The 15,430-nt window shown below is 59.0% G+C and carries 18 protein-coding genes; 8 read left to right on the top strand and 10 right to left on the bottom strand.

The window, feature by feature from the left end:
- Window positions 1–56 precede the first annotated feature (56 nt).
- The 5 genes from AC1M2H_RS13810 to sad form a co-directional block, all read right to left on the bottom strand.
- Window positions 57–587: a GNAT family N-acetyltransferase gene (locus tag AC1M2H_RS13810; RefSeq protein WP_480151767.1), complete on the bottom strand. Its 531-nt coding sequence runs from the start codon at window positions 585–587 to the stop codon at window positions 57–59.
- A gap of 90 nt (window positions 588–677) precedes the next feature.
- Window positions 678–2,090, bottom strand: coding sequence for a GGDEF domain-containing protein (locus tag AC1M2H_RS13805; RefSeq protein WP_480151766.1), 1,413 nt, complete (start codon window positions 2,088–2,090; stop codon window positions 678–680).
- 115 nt (window positions 2,091–2,205) lie between these two features.
- Window positions 2,206–2,571, bottom strand: coding sequence for a DUF4186 domain-containing protein (locus AC1M2H_RS13800; RefSeq protein ID WP_480151765.1), 366 nt, complete (start codon window positions 2,569–2,571; stop codon window positions 2,206–2,208).
- Complete coding sequence (gene glsB, locus AC1M2H_RS13795) at window positions 2,571–3,497, bottom strand: glutaminase B (protein WP_480151764.1); 927 nt, start codon at window positions 3,495–3,497, stop codon at window positions 2,571–2,573. Before glsB ends, AC1M2H_RS13800 begins: the two co-directional genes overlap by 1 nt.
- A gap of 79 nt (window positions 3,498–3,576) precedes the next feature.
- Entirely contained in the window at window positions 3,577–4,962 is a 1,386-nt protein-coding gene (sad, locus tag AC1M2H_RS13790) for a succinate-semialdehyde dehydrogenase (protein WP_480151763.1), read from the bottom strand.
- A 118-nt stretch (window positions 4,963–5,080) separates the two neighbouring features.
- Between sad and ptrR the strand changes: the two genes are divergently transcribed.
- Window positions 5,081–5,959, top strand: coding sequence for a putrescine utilization regulator PtrR (gene ptrR, locus AC1M2H_RS13785; protein WP_480151762.1), 879 nt, complete (start codon window positions 5,081–5,083; stop codon window positions 5,957–5,959).
- Here ptrR and AC1M2H_RS13780 read toward each other — a convergent pair.
- The gene (locus AC1M2H_RS13780) at window positions 5,913–6,395 is read right to left on the bottom strand and encodes a GNAT family N-acetyltransferase (protein ID WP_480151761.1); all 483 of its coding nucleotides are present in this window, start codon (window positions 6,393–6,395) and stop codon (window positions 5,913–5,915) included. The genes ptrR and AC1M2H_RS13780 overlap by 47 nt on opposite strands.
- A 145-nt stretch (window positions 6,396–6,540) precedes the next feature.
- Between AC1M2H_RS13780 and AC1M2H_RS13775 the strand changes: the two genes are divergently transcribed.
- A complete protein-coding gene (locus tag AC1M2H_RS13775) occupies window positions 6,541–7,485 on the top strand; it encodes an L-lactate dehydrogenase (RefSeq protein ID WP_480151760.1) in 945 nt (314 codons plus the stop codon).
- 77 nt (window positions 7,486–7,562) lie between these two features.
- On the opposite strand, the gene AC1M2H_RS13770 is transcribed toward AC1M2H_RS13775, so the two are convergent.
- Window positions 7,563–8,354, bottom strand: coding sequence for a PhzF family phenazine biosynthesis protein (locus AC1M2H_RS13770; RefSeq protein ID WP_480151759.1), 792 nt, complete (start codon window positions 8,352–8,354; stop codon window positions 7,563–7,565).
- A 203-nt stretch (window positions 8,355–8,557) separates the two neighbouring features.
- Here AC1M2H_RS13770 and AC1M2H_RS13765 point away from each other — a divergent pair, with 203 nt between their 5' ends.
- A complete protein-coding gene (locus tag AC1M2H_RS13765) occupies window positions 8,558–9,754 on the top strand; it encodes a sugar transporter (protein ID WP_480151758.1) in 1,197 nt (398 codons plus the stop codon).
- Window positions 9,755–9,817: 63 nt separating this feature from the next.
- Here AC1M2H_RS13765 and AC1M2H_RS13760 read toward each other — a convergent pair whose 3' ends face one another.
- A complete protein-coding gene (locus AC1M2H_RS13760; RefSeq protein ID WP_480151757.1) occupies window positions 9,818–10,486 on the bottom strand; it encodes a MarC family NAAT transporter in 669 nt (222 codons plus the stop codon).
- A 215-nt stretch (window positions 10,487–10,701) separates the two neighbouring features.
- Between AC1M2H_RS13760 and marR the strand changes: the two genes are divergently transcribed.
- The 3 genes from marR to marB are packed head-to-tail and all read left to right on the top strand — an operon-like array spanning window position 10,702 to window position 11,771.
- Complete coding sequence (gene marR, locus AC1M2H_RS13755; protein WP_041145638.1) at window positions 10,702–11,136, top strand: multiple antibiotic resistance transcriptional regulator MarR; 435 nt, start codon at window positions 10,702–10,704, stop codon at window positions 11,134–11,136.
- A 17-nt stretch (window positions 11,137–11,153) separates the two neighbouring features.
- Complete coding sequence (marA, locus tag AC1M2H_RS13750; protein ID WP_004862191.1) at window positions 11,154–11,534, top strand: MDR efflux pump AcrAB transcriptional activator MarA; 381 nt, start codon at window positions 11,154–11,156, stop codon at window positions 11,532–11,534.
- Window positions 11,535–11,564: 30 nt separating this feature from the next.
- Window positions 11,565–11,771, top strand: a complete 207-nt coding sequence (gene marB / locus AC1M2H_RS13745) for a multiple antibiotic resistance protein MarB (RefSeq protein WP_045858245.1) — start codon at window positions 11,565–11,567, stop codon at window positions 11,769–11,771.
- A 43-nt stretch (window positions 11,772–11,814) separates the two neighbouring features.
- On the opposite strand, the gene eamA is transcribed toward marB, so the two are convergent.
- Window positions 11,815–12,714, bottom strand: a complete 900-nt coding sequence (gene eamA / locus AC1M2H_RS13740; protein WP_480151756.1) for an O-acetylserine/cysteine exporter — start codon at window positions 12,712–12,714, stop codon at window positions 11,815–11,817.
- Window positions 12,715–12,908: 194 nt separating this feature from the next.
- Here eamA and ydeE point away from each other — a divergent pair, with 194 nt between their 5' ends.
- Both ydeE and AC1M2H_RS13730 read left to right on the top strand, forming a co-directional pair.
- Entirely contained in the window at window positions 12,909–14,105 is a 1,197-nt protein-coding gene (gene ydeE, locus AC1M2H_RS13735; RefSeq protein ID WP_480151755.1) for an efflux MFS transporter YdeE, read from the top strand.
- A gap of 116 nt (window positions 14,106–14,221) precedes the next feature.
- The gene (locus tag AC1M2H_RS13730) at window positions 14,222–14,692 is read left to right on the top strand and encodes a helix-turn-helix domain-containing protein (RefSeq protein ID WP_480151934.1); all 471 of its coding nucleotides are present in this window, start codon (window positions 14,222–14,224) and stop codon (window positions 14,690–14,692) included.
- Between the two features lie 39 nt (window positions 14,693–14,731).
- On the opposite strand, the gene urtE is transcribed toward AC1M2H_RS13730, so the two are convergent.
- Window positions 14,732–15,430, bottom strand: a complete 699-nt coding sequence (gene urtE / locus AC1M2H_RS13725) for an urea ABC transporter ATP-binding subunit UrtE (RefSeq protein WP_480151754.1) — start codon at window positions 15,428–15,430, stop codon at window positions 14,732–14,734.

Raw genomic sequence — 15,430 nt, 5'->3', positions numbered from 1 at the left:
ATAACTTATCAGCTTTCTCTACGACTAAAACCCCGTTTTGATCAAACCATCGGCGGTTAATGCAGGAACTTATAGAACAGCGAGGTGGCGGTCATTGTACCGTCCGGCATCAGCGCATAGCGCGGAATTTCCCCGGCTTTTTCCCAGCCGCACTGCACGTAGAAGCGCTCAGCGCCGCTGCCCGTCGCGGTATCCAGCACCAGCACGGACTTGCCCTGGTCGCGGGCGACTTTCTCCAGATAGTTCATCAGCGCGTTGGCCAGCCCCTGGCGTCTGGCATTTTGGTGAACCAAAAGTTTGGCCACGTCGGCGCGATGGGGCTGGTTTTCCGGCTGGCTGACAATAAGCTGGACGGTACCGACAATCTGGTGACCTTCATTTTCCGCCACTATCACGATGCGCTCTCCGGCGGCAACGCTCTGTGCGGTACGACTCCAGAAGTCGCGGGCGGTTTGCGCTGAGAATGGCAGCATAAAGCTGACCGACGCTCCGCCGTTCACACAGCTGGTCAAAATGTCGCTTAACGGCTGAAGCTGGTCGAGGATTTCTTCACGCGAGAGCGTGCGCAGGGAGAAGGATGTGGCCATGATAAGTTCCTTAAAATTGACCACATCACTATGTTTTTAACCTAAATTTAACACAAGCAAAATCACTATCGTATTTTCTTATTACCGTCTTCAGGCCAGCCCGGGGGTACAAACGCGATTGCGCCCCGCCTTCTTAGCGCTCACCAGATAGTCGTCGGCGGCCATAAGCAGCTGATTAAAGAGCTCGGTTATCCGCTCGCTCCCTACCTGACGGGACTCCAGACCCATGCTCACAGTCAGGCGGATCTGATTCTGCCCCCAGACAAAGGTTTGCGCCTCAACGCCCTGACGGATTTTCTCCGCCAGCGCCTGACTCTCCTGCAGCGATGAGGTCAGGGTCGCCACGGCGAACTCCTCTCCGCCGATGCGCGCTACCATTCCCTGCTCGCCCGCCAGCTGACGCACCTGCTGCGCAAACTGCGTCAGGACGCAATCGCCGCACTCGTGCCCCCAGCTGTCGTTAACCCGCTTAAAGCCGTCAATATCCAGCACCATCACCGTCAGCAGCTGCCCTTCCGCCAGCGGCTGACGCTTCAGCGCCTCGCCGAGCCCGGAGCGCGAATAAACGCGGGTCTGGAAATCAAAATCGGCGCGCAGCGCCAGCTGCTTCACCAGATTATTAATCGCTTCCACACTCGAGGCGACAATCACCGGGCTAATCAGCATCGCGGCGATACCCAGACGGGTGGAGAAGAGCTGCCATGGCTGCATCCGCGCGTCAGGAGAGAGGTGGATCAGCGAGTTGGCCACCAGCAGAATTTCGCTGATGCCGGTGATAAACGTCAGCAGGCAGGTCAGCGGCAGCGGATAGCGAATGGCGCACCAGATCAGCGCCGGCAGCGGGAAGGTGATGCTCCCTGCTCCGCCGACGCTAACCCCGAGAATAATCGACAGTACCAGGACGATAACCGGCAGCAGCTGGCGGAAACGAAAGGCGCCGAGAGCGGAAGGCAGCGTCAACGTCAGAATAAACGGCAGGATCAGCACCGCGGTAGAGAACTGCTCGCTAAACCAGTCCGCCAGTTGGGGAATAAAGGTGGCGCGCTCGACGTCCACCGATCCCAGCGCGCCGACGGCCGCGCACAGCAGCGCCGCCAGCAGGCAGTAGCAAAACAGGCTTAGCGCATTAATCGGCCCCGGCATAGAATCCGCGCGGCGTTTATCCCACAGCACCAGCTGCGCCAGAGTGACAATAAAAACAATATTGGAGAAATTAATCAGCAGCGAGGCAAAGCCCATTCCCCAGCGCGAGGTTAAACCGTCATAAACCAGCATTGCGGCAAAACAAACCGCATAAAAATAGCTGCGATTTAGCCAGACGTAACGCGCGAAGATCCCCGCCATCACGGCATTCAGCGGCCAGAAAAACGAGAGTTCCTGCACCAGGCGCAGCATCGCGCCAAAGAAATGAAGCAGCAGCGTTAACGTGAATAACACCAGCGCATCGCGCACGGGCTGCTCCTCACGAAACAGCGTGAATGACCGAATCGACAGTGAAGACATTCAGTAATTATCCGTCTAATTGTTTCAGGCAATTATTATGTTAATAATTAGTTAGCGGATTATCATAGCATGAGAATATTTATCAGGCATACCTATGGCTGATTGTTGCTCACTATTAATGGCCGGCGGAATTCATCTGCAGCACCAGCCAATGGTGAATAACCTGCACGACGTAGCGCTGCTCGTCGGCGCTCAGCGCCCGGCCGCGGGGGATCGCGTGCCACTTTTCGAGGCAGCCGCGACAGCAGGTGGCCGTCGCGTGCTGGGCGATAAATACCGGATGACCGCGCATCGGGGTTTGCTTACCGTCATTGGGGATAGTCGCCGGCGCCAGACGGCGGGCAATAAAATCCGCCGCGTGCTGATCAATGGTCTCCGCCCCTTTATCGATACAGTATTGCCGCTCTTTCATCCCCAGCCGAAAACGGGAGCGAAACGCCGAGCGCTGCAGCCGGCTAAATAAACGGTTCATGGCATCCATCAGAATATCGACCTTCCCACCTTTTGCGTGAGTCTTTCCAGCAGCGCAATCCCGGCCAGTGAATTCCCGGCCTGGTCCAGCTCCGGGCTCCATACCGCAATGGCCATCTCCTGCGGGACGATCGCCACGATCCCCCCACCAACGCCCGATTTTGCCGGCAGCCCGACGCGCCAGGCAAACTCCCCGGCGTTTTGATACATGCCGCTGGTCATCATCAGGGCATTCACCTGACGCGACTGAATCGGCGCAATCACCGGCGTATTGAGATGCGGGGCGATACCGCGATCGGCGAGGAACAGAAAGGTTCGCGCCAGCTCAACGCAGCTCATCTCCAGCGAACAGTAGTGGAAATAGTTGTGCAGCACGGTAGCGACGTCGTTATGGAAATTGCCAAAGGACTTCATCAGCCAGGCAATCGCCGCATTGCGCGCCGAGTGCTCGAACTCGGAGCGCGCCACCAGCGGGTCGTAGGCAATGTCCGCCACGCCGCTCAGGCGCCGGACTATTTCCAGCATCCGCTGGCGCGGGGCGCTGAGGCGGCTTTGCAACATATCGCACACCACCAGCGCCCCGGCGTTAATAAAGGGATTGCGCGGCTTTCCCTGCTCGATTTCCAGCTGCAGGAGCGAGTTAAACGGCTGGCCGGAGGGATCTTTCCCCACCCGCTGCCAGATCTCGTCTTCCTGATAGTGGTTCATCGCCACCACCAGGCTGAGCACTTTAGAGATCGATTGAATGGAAAAACGTTCATAGGCGTCGCCGGCAAAATAGTGCTGCCCGTCAACCGTGCAGATCGCAATGCCAAGCTTATTGCCGCTCACGCGGGCCAGCGCCGGAATGTAGTCCGCCACCTTGCCGCGCCCAATCAGCGGCCTGATTTCCGCCAGAATCGCATCCAGCATTGCATTATTGATAACCGTCGCCACGCCCGGCTCCTTGCCCACATCCAAATTCGGGCTGCGAGTATAGCAGAGCGCGGCGACGGGCGTCAGGCGCTAACGTCGATTAGCGACGGTCTTTCCATACGGTCTGCACGTTACAGAACTCATGCAGCCCAAAGTGCGAGAGTTCCCGGCCGAAGCCGCTTTTTTTCACGCCGCCAAAAGCCACCCGCGCGTCGCTGGCGCTGTAGCCGTTAATAAAGACCCCGCCGCACTCCAGCCGGCGGGAGAAGCGGTCGGCCTCTTCGACGCTGGCGGTAAAGACGGTGGCCGACAGACCAAACTCGCTGTCGTTAGCCAGCTCCAGAGCGTGCGCGGCGTCGCGAGCCACGGTGATGGTGGCGACCGGGCCAAACAGCTCCTGGCGGAAACCGGTCATGTCCGCGGTGACGTTACCCAGCACCGTCGGCGCATAGTAGTTGCCGGCGCCGGCAATCTTTTCGCCGCCGAGCAGCAGGGTTGCCCCTTCCGCCAGCGTCGCCGCCACCTGCTGATGGAGCTCGTCGCGCAGATCGAAACGCGCCATTGGCCCCAAATAGTTGGCCTCATCGCGCGGGTCGCCCATTTTCAACGCCTCAACGGCGGCAACGAATTTTTCGCTGAACGCATCGGCAATGTCAGCTTCGACGATAAAGCGCTTCGCCGCCGCGCACACCTGTCCGGTGTTCTGATAGCGCCCGATGACCGCCGCCTTCACCGCTTCATCAAGATCGGCGTCGTTGAGGACGATAAACGGATCGGAGCCCCCCAGCTCAAGGACGCACTTCTTCAGCGCGGCGCCGGCCTGGGCACCAATCGCCTTCCCGGCGCGCACGCTGCCGGTTACGGTCACCGCCGCAATACGCGGATCGTTAATGGTCTGCGAGACGCCATCATTGGTGGCGTTAATCCAGCCAAACACGCCGGCCGGCAGCCCGGCCTGGGCGAAAATATCGCCGATCAGCGCCGCGCTGCCCATCACGTTTGGCGCGTGTTTGAGCAGATAGCTGTTGCCCGCCAGCAGGATCGGTACCGCGCCGCGCAGCACCTGCCACAGGGGGAAGTTCCACGGCATAATCGCCAGAATGGCGCCCAGCGGACGATATTCGATAACCGCTTTATTCTCTTCGACCTGGGTGGCTTCGGTTGCCAGCATGGCCGGACCGTGTTCGGCATACCAGTCGCAGAGATTGGCCGATTTGGCCACTTCGCCGCGGGCCTGGGCAATCGGCTTGCCCATCTCCAGGCTTATCATCTGCGCCATCTCCTCCGCCCGGCTGCGCAGAACGCTGCCGACCTGACGCAGCGCCTCGGCGCGCTGAGCTACGCTTGCGGCGCGCCACTGGCGATAGCCCTGCTCCGCGAGAGCAATCGCCGCATCGACTTCCCGTTCGGTAGCCCAGGGCAGAGACGACATAATTTCACCGGTGGTGGGGTTCACGGAAACCGCATGAGTGGCAGATAAATTCATCGTTATTCTCTCTGTGTTGATGGCGAATGTTGATTGCGAACTGACCTCATTCTGGCTTACGCTCCTATTCATTGAAAATGAATAATATTAAGCAACCTGTTCACAAAAGAAGAATACTATGGACCTGACCCAGCTTGAGATGTTTAACGCCGTCGCCGCCGCCGGCAGCATTACCCAGGCCGCGCAGAAGGTGCACCGCGTCCCTTCGAACCTCACCACCCGCATTCGCCAGCTGGAGGCCGACCTCGGCGTTGAGCTGTTTATTCGCGAGAACCAGCGCCTGCGCCTTTCCCCTGCCGGCCATAGCTTTCTGCGCTACAGCCAGCAGATCCTGGCGCTGGTCGACGAGGCGCGAATGGTGGTTGCCGGCGATGAGCCGCAGGGGCTATTTTCGCTGGGGTCGCTGGAGAGCACCGCCGCGGTAAGGATCCCCTCGGCGCTGGCGCTCTATAACCAGCGCTACCCGAAAATCCATCTCGCGCTCTCGACCGGCCCTTCCGGCACGATGATCGACGGCGTGCTGGAGGGCACCCTGAGCGCGGCGTTTATCGACGGCCCGCTGGTGCACCCGGGCCTCGAAGGCCTGCCGGTGTTCCCGGAGGAGATGATGATCGTCGCCCCCGTGGGCCATGCGCCGATTACGCGCGCCAGCGAGGTGAACGGCGTCAACGTTTACGCGTTTCGCGCCAACTGCTCCTATCGGCGCCATTTCGAAAGCTGGTTCCACGCCGATCGCGCCACCCCCGGGCGGATCCACGAGATGGAGTCCTATCATGGCATGCTGGCGTGCGTGATTGCCGGCGCCGGGCTGGCGCTGATCCCGCGTAGCATGCTCGAGAGCATGCCCGGCCATCAGCAGGTTTCCGCGTGGCCGCTGGCCGAAGAGTGGCGCTGGCTAACCACCTGGCTGGTGTGGCGGCGCGGGGCGAAAACCCGCCAGCTGGAGGCGTTTATAGCGCTGCTGAACGAAGATCGGCAACGAGCAGTTTCTCCATAAACAGGCTCAGCGGGTCTTCCTGATAGGGGGAAAAGGGGCTGCGCGTTTGATAGCCGCTGCGGGTATAGAGCCTGACGGCGGCCTGCTGGTAAATGCCGGTTTCGAGGCGCACGGTGTGGCAGTCGCGGCGGCGGGCCTCGCTTTCCAGCGCCTCCAGCAGCCGTTCACCCAGCATCTGCCCGCGATGGTTGGGGTCGATAAACACCCGCTTCATTTCGCCAAAGCCATCGTCGCTAAGGACAATCGCTCCGCAGCCCACCGCACGCTGGTTTTCATCCCTGATAAGCAGCGCGATAACCGACTCCGCATGCAGCTGGCTCAGGTCGACGAGGTGGTTGCTCTCCGCGGGATAGAGCGATGCCTGGAAAGCGTCCAGCTGGGCAATCAGGGCGGTGAGATCGGGATGGGATAGCGTGGTCGGGGCGATGGTGTACATGGGCTGGCTCCTTTTTTGGAGCCACTGTAGCGCAGCGCGTACGCCCGTTTCTCATAGCATTAACTTATACCTCCGGCATCCTCTTGCGCTAACCAATTGAGCCGCAGTAATTTTATGTCATGACGGTTGATATCAGGAACGAACCATGAACAGCAAAGCGCGTAAGGTGATGATCATTGGCGCAGGCAACGTCGGCACCTCGGCGGCCTATGCATTATTAAACCAGAACATCTGCGAAGAGCTGATCCTCGTCGATCTCGATAAAACGCGGGCCCAGGCGCACGCTCAGGACCTTAGCGACGCCGCCGCCTATATGCCGGGAATGATGGCCATTTCAGTACGCGACGCTAGCGACTGCGCCGATGTGGATATCGCGGTGATCACCGTCTCCGGCGGCGCGCTGAAAGAGGGAGAGAGTCGCCTGGACGAGCTGACCCGTACGGCGAAAATCGTCCGCAGCATTGTCCCGCGGATGATGGCTAACGGTTTCAACGGTATCTTCCTGATTGCCACCAACCCTTGCGATATCATTACCTGGCAGGTATGGCAGCTTTCCGGCCTGCCGCGCGGCCAGGTGATCGGTACCGGCGTCTGGCTGGATACCACCCGCCTGCGCCGGGTGCTGGCGCAGGCGCTGGATATTGGCGCCCAGAGTATCGACGCTTTTATTCTCGGCGAACATGGCGATACCCAGTTTCCGGTGTGGTCCCACTCGTCGGTGTACGGCTCGCCGATTGCCGAGGTGTACCAAAAACATACCGGTAAGGCGCTGGACCGTCAGCAAATCGCCGACCGGGTGCGCAAACTCGGGTTTGAGATCTACGCCGGTAAAGGCTGCACCGAATATGGCGTCGCCGGAACCATCGGCGAGATTTGTCGCAATATCTTTACCGGTAGCCACCGCGCGCTGGCCATCTCCTGCATTCTCGATGGCGAGTACGGCATTCGCGGCGCGGCGGTCGGCGTGCCGGCCGTGCTGGCGCAAAACGGCGTGCAGCAGATTATAGAATTGCAGCTGGCGCCGGAGGAAAGCGAGAAGTTCCTTCATTCGGTGGCGGTGATAAAAGCCAATATCGCCCGCCTCGAATAAGGTATGGCCTGGCGTCCGACGGGCGCGGAGCCGGGCCAGCCGCCACGCGAGGTGACAGCCTCTTTCTCGGGATTGCGCTAGCGCAGGCCAATTTTGCCAATCAGGTAGGTGACCGCCTGGCCGCCGATCAGCACCCTATCGCCCTGCCACTGGCAGCGCAGATCGCCGCCGCGGGCCGATACCTGACGCGCCAGCATCTGCGTTTTGCCAAGCCTCTCGCCCCAGAATGGGATCAGCATGCTGTGAGTCGAGCCGGTGACCGGATCTTCGGCAACGCCTTCGCCAGGGCAGAAGAAGCGGCTGACGAAGTCGTACTCCTCATCCGCCGCGCTGATGCAGACCATTTTGCCGAGCCCCTGGAGCTGATGCATATCCGGACGGACGGCTTCAACCTGCTGGCGGTTGGCCAGCACCACCAGGTAGTCGCGTCCGACCCGCACGTCCAGCGCGTCGCTAATTCCCAACCCGGCAAACAGCCCGGCAGGCGGCGCGGTGACCTCCTCCGTTGACCAGGCCGGGAAGTCGAGGGTCAGCCAGTCGCCGCTGCGCGTCACCCGCAGCTCGCCGACAAAGCGGGTGCTAAAAACGATAGTGGCGCTGGGATGATTGAGATATTCAAAAATTACGTGCGAGGCCGCCAGCGTGGCGTGGCCGCAGAGGTTTATCTCATATTGGGTGGTGAACCAGCGCAGCTCATAGCCCTCATCGGTGCGCACGAAGAAGGCGGTCTCCGACTGATTGTGCTGCTGCGCCATTTTCAGCAGCGTCTCGTCCGGCAGCCACTCGGTGAGCGGGCATACCGCCGCGGCGTTACCGCCAAAGTTACGATCGCTGAAAGCATCCACCAGATAAAAATCAATTTCCTGCATCGCTGTGTTCCTTTTTTTTACTTATCCTCAACATGACATAAAAGCGGGATGCGCACACGATCTATATACAAATTAATCTGTTAGCTCTTTTATCGCCTTGAGATAATAATGAGACACGGATCACAAAATGATTGTATTTTCACCAGCAATCGTTTTAAGATCGCCTTCTCTTCTTCCTCTAATCATCACTCAGTTCAAAACCTATGATTACAAACACGGTTTCACGCAAGGTCGCGTGGCTTCGGGTAGTCACGCTGGCGATCGCCGCTTTTATCTTTAATACCACCGAATTCGCGCCGGTCGGCCTGCTGTCGGATATCGCCGACAGCTTCGGCATGGAAACCGCCCAGGTCGGCATGATGCTGACTATTTACGCGTGGGTTGTGGCCCTGATGTCGCTGCCGTTTATGCTGCTCACCAGCCAGATGGAGCGCCGCCGCCTGCTGATCGGCCTGTTTATTCTGTTTATCGCCAGCCACGTGCTGTCGTTTTTTGCGTGGAGCTTTAACGTGCTGGTGATCAGCCGCATCGGTATCGCCTTTGCCCACGCGGTGTTCTGGTCCATTACCTCGGCGCTGGCGATCCGCATGGCGCCGCCGGGGAAACGCGCCCAGGCGCTGAGCCTGATCGCCACCGGCACCGCGCTGGCGATGGTCTTTGGTATCCCCATCGGCCGCATCGTTGGCCAGTACTTCGGCTGGCGCACCACCTTCCTGGTCATCGGTATTGGCGCGCTGGTGACGCTGGTGTGCCTCTATAAGCTGCTGCCGAAGCTGCCCAGCGAGCACTCCGGTTCGCTGAAAAGCCTGCCGCTGCTGTTTCGCCGCCCGGCGCTGCTCAGCATCTATCTGCTGACCGTTATCGTGGTGACCGCGCACTATACCGCCTACAGCTACATCGAGCCGTTTGTACAGACTGTGGCCGGTATGAGCGGTAATTTCGCTACCGTGCTGCTGCTGGTACTCGGCGGCGCTGGGATCATCGGCAGCGTGCTGTTCGGTAAGCTGGGCAATCAGCACGCTTCGCGCCTGATTAATGTCGCGATTGGCCTGCTGCTGGTCTGCCTGCTGCTGCTGCTGCCGGCATCGCAAAACGCCAACCACCTGATGCTGCTGAGCATCTTCTGGGGCGTGGCGATTATGATTATCGGCCTGGGGATGCAGGTTAAGGTGCTGGCGCTGGCGCCGGACGCGACCGACGTGGCGATGTCGCTGTTCTCGGGGATCTTTAACATCGGCATCGGCGCCGGCGCGCTGGTTGGCAGCCAGGTGAGCACCCATCTGTCAATGGCCTCCATCGGCTACGTCGGAGCCATTCCGGCGCTGGTGGCGCTGGTGTGGTCGGTGATGATTTTCCGCCGCTGGCCGGCGTCGCTGGAAGAGCAGCCGCACCACTCCTGATAGCCAGCATAAAAAAGCCGGACGGCGCAACGCTGTCCGGCTTTTTTTTTGCCCATTCACCCGTCAGGCATGATAGGTGGTAATAATTTCCAGCACCCCGTTAATAATAAACTGCACGCCCATACACACCAGCAGGAAGCCCATCAGGCGGGAGATCGCCTCGATACCGCCCTTGCCGACCAGGCGCATAATTGCCCCGGAGCTGCGCAGGCTGGCCCACAGAATCAGCGCCACCAGCGCGAAGGTAATCGGCGGCGCCGCCAGCACCACCCACTCCGGAAACTCAACGCCGTGCTTCACCGTCGACGCCGTACTGATGATCATCGCGATAGTACCCGGCCCGGCGGTGCTCGGCATGGCCAGCGGGACAAAGGCGATATTGGCCGTCGGCTCATCCTGCAGCTCTTCCGATTTCATCTTGGCTTCCACCGAGTCATGGGCCTTCTGCTGCGGAAACAGCATCCGGAAGCCGATAAAGGCGACGATCAGCCCGCCGGCAATACGCAGACCGGGTATCGAAATGCCGAAGGTGTTCATCACCACCTGGCCGGCATACCACGCCACCGCCAGAATGATAAAGACATATACCGAGGCCATCAGCGATTGTCGGTTACGCTCGGCGCTGTTCATGTTGCCCGCCAGCCCGAGGAACAGTGCGACGGTCGTGAGCGGGTTTGCCAGCGGCAAAATCACCACCAGCCCCAGACTTATCGCTTTAAAAAGCTCCATCATGATTAATTAAGCCCCTGTTAATATTAAACAATTAAAAGTTTTACTCGCTGAGTATAACGTTGGTCGTCGCTATCATACCAGCGCCGATATTTTCTCCGCGCCCCCTGTACAAAAGAGCTTTAGCAAATTGTGTCATCGCCTAATCCATCAGGTTGACTTATTGTTGCCTGGGCAATAATATCCACAGCAATTAAATAATTGCCTGGGCAACCATTGTGAAAAGCACGAGTGACCTGTTTAACGAAATGATCCCCCTCGGTCGCTTGATCCAGATGGTTAACCAGAAAAAAGATCGCCTGCTCAACGAGTACCTTTCGCCGATGGATATCACTTCCACCCAGTTCCGGGTGCTCTGTTCCATTCGTTGCGAAGTATGCATTACCCCCGTTGAGCTGAAAACCGTGCTCTCGGTCGACCCAGGCGCAATGACGCGCATGCTCGATCGCCTGGTCTGTAAAGGCTGGATTGAACGGTTACCCAACCCCACTGACAAACGCGGCGTGCTGGTGCAGCTAACGCCAGACGGCGCGGCGCTATGTGAGCAATGTCATCAGGTTGTGGGTCAGAAATTGCACCAGGAGTTAACAAAAAATCTGTCGGCGGACGAAGTGGTCACCCTTGAGTATTTACTCAAGAAAGTCCTGCCGTAATAAGAAGAGGTAAGATGATGTCCAGACGCAATAACGACGCCATCACTATCCATAGTATTTTGTCGTGGATCGAAGATAACCTGGAATCGCCGCTGTCGCTGGAGAAAGTGTCTGAGCGCTCAGGTTACTCTAAATGGCACCTGCAAAGAATGTTCAAGAAAGAGACCGGTCACTCCTTAGGCCAGTACATCCGCAGCCGCAAGCTGACCGAGATCGCGCAGAAGCTCAAGCAGAGCAACGAGCCGATCCTCTACCTGGCGGAGCGCTACGGTTTTGAATCCCAGCAAACGCTGACCCGAACCTTTAAAAACTATTTCGACGTTCCGCCGCATAAATATCGCATGACAAATATGCCGGGTGAATCCCGCTATCTGATGCCGCTAAACAACTGTTGTTAATCGCCTGCAAAAAGACGTATTGAGGAAATCATGAAACTATTCGCTTCCGCCGCCCTTGTGCTGGTCGCGCTGGCCTCTGGCCAGAGCTATGCGGAGCAAACCACTACTCCGGTTCGTCATAACCACCGCGATGCGATGATAATGCCTTCCGAACATAACGATTCGCCGTTTGATTTCAATCATATGGCTGCCGGTAGCGACAAGTCAGATGAGCTGGGCGTGCCCTACTACAACTGACCGCACAACGCTGCTTTCTTAGCCCCGATTTTCGGGGCTTTTTTTATCCTCGCGCCGCGCCGAGGCGAATGCGCCGCAGGCCGAAAATGTTAATATAGAGCCCGGCCATAATCAGCACCGCCCCGGTAAGCTGCAGCCCGCTCAGGGTTTCGCCAAGCAGCAGCGCGGCGCTGGCCATCCCGACCACCGGCACCAGCAGCGACAGCGGCGCCACCCGCCAGGTCTCATAGCGCCCGAGCAGCGAGCCCCAAATCCCATAGCCGACAATCGTGGCGATAAACGCCAGATAGAGCAGCGAAAGCACGGTCAGCAGATCGATCTGCAGCAGGCTGGCGGCCATTTTTTGCGGGCCATCGAGCAGGAAAGAGGCCAGCAAAAACGGCAGCACCGGGATCAGCGCGCTCCACACCACCAGCGACATGATCTGCGGCTTCTCCTCGCGGGACATGATTTTTTTATTGAAGATATTGCCGCAGGCCCAGCTCAGCGCCGCCGCGAGGGTCAGCATAAAGCCAACTATCGGCACGTGCTGTGGGCCGAGGCTCGCCTCAACCAGCACCAGCACGCCGAAAATCGCCAGCGCGATGCCGGCCAGCTGCTTGCCCTGCAGACGCTCGCCGAAGGTAAACGCGCCGAGGATAATAGTGAAAAACGCCTGGGCCTGCAGCACCAGCGAGGCCAGCCCGGCTGGCATGCCGAGACCGATGGCGCAGAACAGAAAGGCGAACTGCCCGAAGCTGATCGTCAGGCCGTAGCCCAGCAGCAGGCGCAGGGGAATTTTAGGCCGCGCCACGAACAGCAGCGCCGGGAAGGCGACCAGTAAAAAGCGCAGCCCCGCCAGCATCAGCGGCGGCATGTTGTGTAGCCCGAGCTTAATCACCACAAAATTAAGCCCCCAAACGACCACCACCAGCAGCGCCAGCAGTCCGTCTTTACGTGTCATACCCCATCCCGTGCATTGCGCGAATTTTTATTAATGAAATCAAAGTAACGAAAAAATCATCATCCGGATAGATCATTATTTTTAGCAGGGTCCAGATGTCCCTTTTGGCCATGTGGAATGCTATACAAGCCTGAAAGACCATGTTATTTGTGAATAGCACCACAAAAAAATAACATTTATCAGGCAAGGAAAAAATGATACCGACCCTCAGGCGCTCAACGATAGCGCTGCTGGCCTCATCGTTGCTGCTCACCATCGGCCGCGGCGCGACGCTTCCTTTTATGACCATCTTTCTTACTCGCCAGTATCAGCTGGAGGTCGATAAAATCGGCTATGCCATGTCTATCGCCCTGACGGTCGGGGTGGTGTTCAGCATGGGATTCGGCATTCTGGCCGATAAGTTCGATAAAAAGCGCTATATGCTGATTGCCGTGACGGCCTTTATCTGCGGCTTTATGGCGATCCCGCTGGTCAACAGCGTCTCTCTGGTGGTCTTTTTCTTCGCCCTGATCAACTGCGCCTATTCCGTCTTCTCCACCGTGCTCAAGGCGTGGTTTGCCGACGTTCTGTCGCCGGAAAAAAAGGCGCGGATCTTCTCGCTCAACTATACCTTTCTCAATATCGGCTGGACCGTCGGCCCCCCGCTTGGCACCCTGCTGGTGATGCACAGCATTAACCTGCCGTTCTGGCTGGCCGCGGCCTGTGCCGCCTTTCCGCTGGTGTTTATCCAGCTCTTCGTCCAGCGGACCTCGGCGGCTATCGCTGCGGATAGCATCAGTCAGTGGTCGCCCTCGGTACTACTGCGCGATCGGGCATTAATGTGGTTTACGCTCTCCGCGCTGCTGGCGTCGTTTGTCGGCGGCTCCTTCGCCTCCTGTATTTCCCAGTACGTGCTGGTGGTCGCCGACAGCGACTTTGCTGAAAAAGTAGTGGCGGTGGTTTTACCGGTTAACGCCGCGGTGGTGGTGGCGCTGCAGTATGCCGTCGGGCGCAGGCTGAACGCGCGCAATATCCGCCCGCTGATGACCTTCGGTACGCTATGCTTTGTTATCGGGCTGGGCGGGTTTCTTCTTTCTGGCGGCAGCCTGCTGCTGTGGGGGGCGTCGGCGGCGATTTTTACCCTTGGAGAGGTTATTTATGCGCCAGGGGAATATATGCTGATCGACAACATTGCGCCGGCGGGCATGAAGGCCAGCTATTTTTCCGCCCAGTCGCTCGGCTGGCTGGGGGCGGCGTTTAATCCGATGATCACCGGGGCGATTCTGACCCATATGCCGCACTGGTCGCTGTTTGTGGTCCTGATGGCGGCGATAATCGCCGCGTGGCTGATGATTTTCCGCGGTATGAACAATCCCCCGCGACAAAAAGGTTATCCGGTCGCCAGCGCCTGAAGCCCGCCGTCACGGGGCTGTCGGGTTGGTGTCGGGTTACTGTCGGGAGAGGATCGTGGCGGCCAACGGCGGAAACCATCACGCTGCATCTCAGGTTTCACCCGGAGATAGAGATGATGAACAGCATTAATCAGGTTAAACAGTTACGTCTGCAGCGCGCATGGTCTCAGGAGCAGCTGGCCGAGCTGGCCGGCGTCAGCGTGCGCACCATTCAGCGCATCGAAAACGGCGATCGCCCGGGGCTGGAAACGCTCAGCGCCCTCGCCGCCGTGTTTGAGGTCAACGTAGCCGATCTGAGCGGCGACGCCCCCGTCGGCCACGAAGAGTCGCTCGATTTACGCATTGAGGAGGCCAAAGCGCGGGTCCATCAGGAGAGCCGCTTCTTCCGCTCGCTGTCGGTGGCGGTGGTAGTTTGCGTTCTGCTGGCGGTACTCAACCGGGTCACCGGCCCCGAAAACTACTGGTCGGCGTGGGTCGCCGCGATCTGGGGCGCGCTGCTGCTGGTGAGAGCAGCCCGACTGTTTGTCTTCGGCGGATTGACCCGCAGCTGGCGCCAGGCGCGGCTGCAGCGATTGTTGCGTAAGTAGAACCCGGCAGGCGCGACGTCCAACGCCGCGCCCGGCAGCTTAGATAGCCACCATTGCGCGAATGCCCTCGGCTTCCATATCCGCCCCCTTGCCCTGCTGAATAATCGACCCGCGCGACATCACCAGATAGCGGTCGGCAAGGGCGGCGGCAAAATCATAGAACTGCTCGACCAGCAGAATCGCCATATCGCCGCGGTTCGCCAGCTGGCGGATAACTTCGCCGATCTCCTTAATCACCGAGGGCTGAATACCTTCCGTCGGCTCATCGAGGATCAGCAGCTGCGGCCGGCTCGCCAGCGCGCGGCCAATCGCCAGCTGCTGCTGCTGACCGCCGGAGAGATCGCCGCCGCGCCGCTGCTTCATGGTTTTCAGTACCGGAAATAGCTGGTAAATCTCCTCCGGTACCTGGCTGGCCTCTTTGGCCGGGAAACGCGACAGGCCCATCAGCAGGTTCTCTTCCACCGTCAAACGGGGAAAGATCTCACGTCCTTGCGGAACATAGGCGATCCCGGCCTGGACCCGCTGGTGGGGTTTACGCTGGGTGATCGGTTTATCCTGCCAGATGACCTCGCCGCTGCGCGCCGGGACCAGCCCCATCAGGCACTTCAGTAACGTGGTTTTACCGACGCCGTTGCGCCCGAGCAGGCAGGTAATCTCCCCCGGCCGGGCGGAAAAATCGACCCCGCGCAGAATATGGCTGCCGCCGTAGTATTGATGTAGCTGGTTAACCTGCAGCAT

The organism is Klebsiella sp. F11 (genome assembly GCF_056712265.1).
The sequence above is the reverse complement of the archived record's forward strand: the minus strand, read 5'-3'. Positions and strand labels throughout refer to the sequence as shown.

What these genes read in the sequence shown, in the direction of transcription:
- AC1M2H_RS13810 (WP_480151767.1), bottom strand. Translation starts at nt 587, where the DNA reads ATGGCCACATCCTTCTCCCTGCGCACGCTCTCGCGTGAAGAAATCCTC.
- AC1M2H_RS13805 (WP_480151766.1), bottom strand. Translation starts at nt 2,090, where the DNA reads ATGTCTTCACTGTCGATTCGGTCATTCACGCTGTTTCGTGAGGAGCAG.
- AC1M2H_RS13800 (WP_480151765.1), bottom strand. Translation starts at nt 2,571, where the DNA reads ATGGATGCCATGAACCGTTTATTTAGCCGGCTGCAGCGCTCGGCGTTT.
- sad (WP_480151763.1), bottom strand. Translation starts at nt 4,962, where the DNA reads ATGAATTTATCTGCCACTCATGCGGTTTCCGTGAACCCCACCACCGGT.
- ptrR (WP_480151762.1), top strand. Translation starts at nt 5,081, where the DNA reads ATGGACCTGACCCAGCTTGAGATGTTTAACGCCGTCGCCGCCGCCGGC.
- AC1M2H_RS13780 (WP_480151761.1), bottom strand. Translation starts at nt 6,395, where the DNA reads ATGTACACCATCGCCCCGACCACGCTATCCCATCCCGATCTCACCGCC.
- AC1M2H_RS13775 (WP_480151760.1), top strand. Translation starts at nt 6,541, where the DNA reads ATGAACAGCAAAGCGCGTAAGGTGATGATCATTGGCGCAGGCAACGTC.
- AC1M2H_RS13770 (WP_480151759.1), bottom strand. Translation starts at nt 8,354, where the DNA reads ATGCAGGAAATTGATTTTTATCTGGTGGATGCTTTCAGCGATCGTAAC.
- AC1M2H_RS13765 (WP_480151758.1), top strand. Translation starts at nt 8,558, where the DNA reads ATGATTACAAACACGGTTTCACGCAAGGTCGCGTGGCTTCGGGTAGTC.
- AC1M2H_RS13760 (WP_480151757.1), bottom strand. Translation starts at nt 10,486, where the DNA reads ATGATGGAGCTTTTTAAAGCGATAAGTCTGGGGCTGGTGGTGATTTTG.
- marA (WP_004862191.1), top strand. Translation starts at nt 11,154, where the DNA reads ATGTCCAGACGCAATAACGACGCCATCACTATCCATAGTATTTTGTCG.
- marB (WP_045858245.1), top strand. Translation starts at nt 11,565, where the DNA reads ATGAAACTATTCGCTTCCGCCGCCCTTGTGCTGGTCGCGCTGGCCTCT.
- eamA (WP_480151756.1), bottom strand. Translation starts at nt 12,714, where the DNA reads ATGACACGTAAAGACGGACTGCTGGCGCTGCTGGTGGTGGTCGTTTGG.
- ydeE (WP_480151755.1), top strand. Translation starts at nt 12,909, where the DNA reads ATGATACCGACCCTCAGGCGCTCAACGATAGCGCTGCTGGCCTCATCG.
- AC1M2H_RS13730 (WP_480151934.1), top strand. Translation starts at nt 14,222, where the DNA reads ATGAACAGCATTAATCAGGTTAAACAGTTACGTCTGCAGCGCGCATGG.
- urtE (WP_480151754.1), bottom strand. Translation starts at nt 15,430, where the DNA reads ATGCTGCAGGTTAACCAGCTACATCAATACTACGGCGGCAGCCATATT.